This is a genomic window from Pseudomonas sp. P5_A2_2 (assembly GCF_054177685.1).
Genome location: NZ_JBGCUL010000350.1, coordinates 1 through 4491 on the forward strand (window position 1 = coordinate 1; position 4491 = coordinate 4491).

Genomic DNA, 4491 nt, shown 5'->3' on the forward strand with positions numbered 1-4491 from the left:
TGCGGATGCCGCCTTCGGCATCAGGACTGACAGCCACGCCGCACGGGTTGGCGTGCTTGACGATCACGCAAGCCGGCTTGACGAAGCTCTTCACGCATTCCAGCGCGGCGTCGGTGTCGGCCACGTTGTTGTACGACAGTTCCTTGCCTTGCAGTTGGGTCGCGGTGGCGATACCGACTTCGGCAGGCTTGGCCTCCACGTAGAACGCCGCGCTCTGGTGCGGGTTCTCGCCGTAGCGCATTTCCTGGGCCTTGATGAACTGGCTGTTGAAGGTGCGCGGGAATTCGCTGCGACCTTCGGTGCTCAGGGTCTCGGCAGCCTGGTTTACGGTGCCCATGTAGTTGGCGATCATGCCGTCATAGGCCGCGGTGTGTTCGAAGGCCTTGAGCATCAGGTCGAAACGCTGAGCGTAGGTCAGGCCACCGGCCTTGAGGTTTTCCAGGACACTGGCGTAATCGCTGGCGTTGACCACGATGGCCACGTCTTTGTGGTTCTTGGCTGCCGAGCGGACCATGGTCGGGCCGCCGATGTCGATATTCTCGATGGCGGTCGGCAGGTCGCAGCCAGGCTTGTTGATGGTGGCTTCGAACGGGTACAGGTTGACCGCTACCAGGTCGATCGGCTTGATGCCGTGCTCGTTCATGATGGCGTCGTCGATGCCGCGACGACCGAGGATCCCGCCGTGGATTTTCGGGTGCAGGGTCTTCACCCGGCCGTCCATCATTTCCGCAAAACCTGTGTAATCCGCGACTTCCACTGCGGCAACGCCGTTGTCCTGCAGCAGCTTGAACGTCCCGCCGGTGGAGAGGATCTCGACGCCCAGGGCTTCAAGCTCCTTGGCGAATTCGAGGATCCCGGTCTTGTCGGAAACGCTGATCAAGGCGCGGCGGATCGGCAGGCGGGTGGTCTGGTCGGTCATCTCAATTTCCATCAAAAGCAAAGGAAGTCAGCAAAAAAGGCGACCGGTTTACGCGGGCGCCTTTCTGGTTTGATTGAATGCTTACAGCAAGTCGTACTGCTTGAGTTTCTTGCGCAGCGTGCCCCGGTTCAGTCCGAGCATCTCGCTGGCCTTGGTCTGGTTGCCCTTGACGTAATTCATCACGCACTCGAGCAGGGGAGCCTCGACTTCGGAGAGCACCAGGTTGTACACATCCGTGACGGCAGCGCCCTCAAGGTGGGCGAAATAATTGTGCAGCGCCTTCTCGACACTCCCGCGAAGGGTCTGGCCTTCTTCGCTCGGCGTATTGAGGTGCTGTTTCAAATTTACGTTGTCGCTCACGGGTGTTGTTCCACTCACTAAAGTCTCGGTCATCATCGTCATGCGGCCACCCACTCTCCGTCCCCTGTCAGGCTCTTGTAACGCTCGGCGAAAAACGCCCGAACGTTGGCGCATTGTGTATCCGTACCATCCAAACGATTGAAGTGGGCGCGAAACTCCCTGGCGCCCGGCAGGGTTGCGAGATACCAGCCCACATGCTTTCGAGCAATGCGCACACCCATGACATCGCCATAGAAGGCGTGCAGGGCGGCCAGATGCTCTAGCAGAATGCGTTCCACCTCGATCAGTTCCAGCGCCGGGAGCTTCTCGCCGGTACGCAGGAAATGGTCGATCTCGCGAAAAATCCATGGCCGCCCCTGGGCAGCCCGACCAATCAACAAACCATCGGCACCGGTCGCGTCGAGCACGTACCGGGCTTTTTCCGGCGAATCGATATCGCCATTGGCGAAGACCGGAATCGACACCGCCTGCTTGATCGCGGCAATGGTGTCGTACTCGGCTTCACCGGTGTACAGGTCGGCACGGGTGCGGCCATGCACCGCCAGCGCCGTAATGCCTGCCTGTTCGGCGATCTTCGCCACCGTCAGGCCGTTCTTGTTGTCCCGGTCCCAACCGGTCCGGATCTTCAGGGTAACCGGCACATCGACCGCAGCCACGACGGCCTGCAGGATCTCGGTTACCAGGGATTCATCCTTCAACAGTGCGGAACCGGCAGCCTTGTTGCAGACTTTTTTTGCCGGACAGCCCATGTTGATATCAATAATCTGCGCGCCCATTTCAACGTTGGCACGGGCGGCGTCCGCCAGCATCTGCGCGTCCCCACCGGCGATCTGTACCGAGCGTGGCTCGGGATCACCTTCGTGGATCATGCGCATGCGCGACTTTCGGGTGTTCCACAAGCTCATGTCGCTGGTGACCATTTCCGAGACGACCAGTCCCGCGCCCAAGCGCTTGCACAGCTGACGAAAGGGCTGGTCGGTGACGCCCGCCATGGGGGCGAGGATCAAGCTGTTGTGTAATGTGTATGGGCCGATGCGTACCGCCGACATAGGACTTCCCTGTTGTGGGGCCGGATCATGAGAGTTCGAAAAAGGGTTGGCATGATACCCGCTCTCGATGACTGGATAAAGGCTGAATTGAACAAAATCTGAACAGTTATTCTGTTATTACCCATGGTTTGGTTGGCCAGGGGGAGTCAGAGCGCCAATGTCAATCCGGGTGCAAAGAAGCGTTTCACTCCGGAGAGTGGAAGCTCAGACTGTAGTTCACGGCCTTGGCGCCGGGGTCGAGAATGTCCAGGGCGATGTGGATCGGCGTTTGCGGGGGCATTTCCGCCATGCCTTCGAGGTCGCCATTGAGGTACTCGCCGGGTTTGAAGCGGCGACTGGCGATCAGGTGGCCATTGAGGTCGGCGAAGCGCAGTTCCAACAGCGGGAAGGGCTGGGAGAAGGGCGCGCGGTTATAGATGATCGCATCGACCACCAGGGCGCCATTGAACTCGGGATGGCTGCGCACCACCAGGTTGCTGCTCTTGATTTTCGCGATGTCGACCTTGGAAGGCACGGTGCAGCCGATTTGCGGGCACAGTTGCTGGAACCACGGGCGATACTGATCCTGTCGCGCCAGTTCGTCGAAATGGTAGGCGATGTACTGGCCGGCGAGGGCGCCAGCAGCAATCAGCACCAGCAGCAACCATAACAACCGTCGGCCCCAGGGCGAGCGGCGTTTTTGCCAGTCCAGTTGCAGTGGGTCGTCGGTCAGGTCTTGCAGCACTTCGGCACGCACGCCCGGCTCGCTACGTTCGCGTCGCTTGCGCAGCGGTTCGATCGAGGGCAGGTTGTCGTCGGTTTCGTTCTCGTCGGCGGCTGACAGGCGTTCGTGGTTCAGCGGCGCATCGAGAGGGTCGTTCAGGCGCAGCTGGGGTGGTTGCGGCTCGTCGTCGAGATCAACCGGTTCCAGGGACAGCGAAGGTTCGGTGCGCGAGGTTTTGCCCGGTTCGATCGTCGGCTCTGGCGTTTCAAGGCTGTCGAGCGGTTCGTCGAGAAGCGCACGGTCGGCCGCCGACTCACTGAACAGGCTGTCGGACCACGGCTCCTCGTCATCCTGCCCGGAGCTGTCGCGGCGGGCGCTCAGCGAGTCGTCGCGATGGCGGCCGAGCTCGGTGGCCGGCTGGATTTCTCGCTGTTCGAGCCGGGCGAGTTCTTCGTCGAGGTCGAGACTGTCCAGATCCAGCTCGGTGGCGCTCCACTGCTTTTGGCTAATGGCGCGCGGCGGCGATGCTTCGAGGGGCTGCGCAGGCTGCTCAGGCGGAAGCGGCTGCGTTGCCGGTGGTTCCTTGCCGGCCTGCTCAAGCAGCTGCCTGGCGGCATTGAACACCTGCAGGCAGGAGCCGCAGCGAACCACGCCACGCGCCACGCTCAACTGAGCATGGCTGACGCGGAAGCTGGTTTGGCAATGCGGGCACTGGGTGACGAAGCTATCGGTCATGCGGCTTTCCGGATTATGCAGACGGCCATTCTAGCGCCGACGGCCAGTGATGCGTACCCAGCCATCGCGATTGGCGATCGGATCCAGATCGAAGTCCCTGGCGTAGGCGGCAGCGACTTCATCGCCCTGTTCGGCGAGGATGCCCGACAGCGCCAGGCGACCGCCGGACTTGACCAGGCCGGACAACTGCGGTGCCAGGGACACTAGCGGGCCGGCGAGAATGTTGGCCACCAGCACATCGGCCTGAACCTGCGGCAAGTCTTCGGGCAAATACAGCGGGAAGAGCTCGTCAGCAATATGGTTGCGCCCGGCATTGTCGCGGGAAGCTTCCAGCGCCTGCACGTCGATGTCGGTGCCGACCGCGTTCTTGGCGCCCAGCAGCAGGGCGGCAATCGCCAGGATCCCCGAGCCGCAACCGAAGTCCAGGACGTTGCAGTCCTTCAGGTCCTGACCGTCGAGCCATTCCAGGCACAGTGCGGTGGTCGGGTGGGTGCCGGTACCGAATGCCAGGCCCGGGTCCAGCAGCAGATTCACTGCGTCAGGCTCTGGCGCGGCGTGCCAGCTCGGCACGATCCACAGGCGCTGGCCGAACCGCATTGGCTGGAAACCGTCCATCCAGCTGCGTTCCCAGTCCTGGTCTTCGATCACTTCGCTGTGGTGTTCAGGTAACGGGCTGCCGGTCAGCAACTCCAGATGGGCCAGTACCGGGCCGGGCTCGGTGCCAC

Annotated in this window: 5 protein-coding genes; all 5 read right to left on the bottom strand. The window is 61.8% G+C overall.

The annotated features are described in order from the left end of the window. A partial coding sequence (gene purH / locus ACXRVY_RS18055) for a bifunctional phosphoribosylaminoimidazolecarboxamide formyltransferase/IMP cyclohydrolase (protein WP_458237903.1) occupies nucleotides 1-919 on the bottom strand: 919 nt, incomplete at its 3' end. Between the two features lie 81 nt (nucleotides 920-1000). Further along, entirely contained in the window at nucleotides 1001-1321 is a 321-nt protein-coding gene (fis, locus tag ACXRVY_RS18060) for a DNA-binding transcriptional regulator Fis (protein ID WP_015093301.1), read from the bottom strand. Next, nucleotides 1318-2328 carry a tRNA dihydrouridine synthase DusB gene (dusB, locus tag ACXRVY_RS18065; RefSeq protein ID WP_223462766.1) on the bottom strand — a complete coding sequence of 337 codons (1011 nt, stop codon included), beginning with the start codon at nucleotides 2326-2328 and terminating at the stop codon, nucleotides 1318-1320. Before dusB ends, fis begins: the two co-directional genes overlap by 4 nt. 184 nt (nucleotides 2329-2512) lie before the next feature. After that, nucleotides 2513-3766, bottom strand: a complete 1254-nt coding sequence (locus ACXRVY_RS18070) for a DUF3426 domain-containing protein (RefSeq protein WP_223462767.1) — start codon at nucleotides 3764-3766, stop codon at nucleotides 2513-2515. 30 nt (nucleotides 3767-3796) lie between these two features. Continuing rightward, nucleotides 3797-4491: 50S ribosomal protein L11 methyltransferase (gene prmA, locus ACXRVY_RS18075; protein ID WP_458237904.1), on the bottom strand; the 695-nt coding region annotated here is incomplete at its 5' end.

Excerpts from the sequence above, each read along its gene's own strand:
- fis (WP_015093301.1), bottom strand. The coding sequence starts at position 1,321 with ATGACGATGATGACCGAGACTTTAGTGAGTGGAACAACACCCGTGAGC.
- dusB (WP_223462766.1), bottom strand. The coding sequence starts at position 2,328 with ATGTCGGCGGTACGCATCGGCCCATACACATTACACAACAGCTTGATC.
- ACXRVY_RS18070 (WP_223462767.1), bottom strand. The coding sequence starts at position 3,766 with ATGACCGATAGCTTCGTCACCCAGTGCCCGCATTGCCAAACCAGCTTC.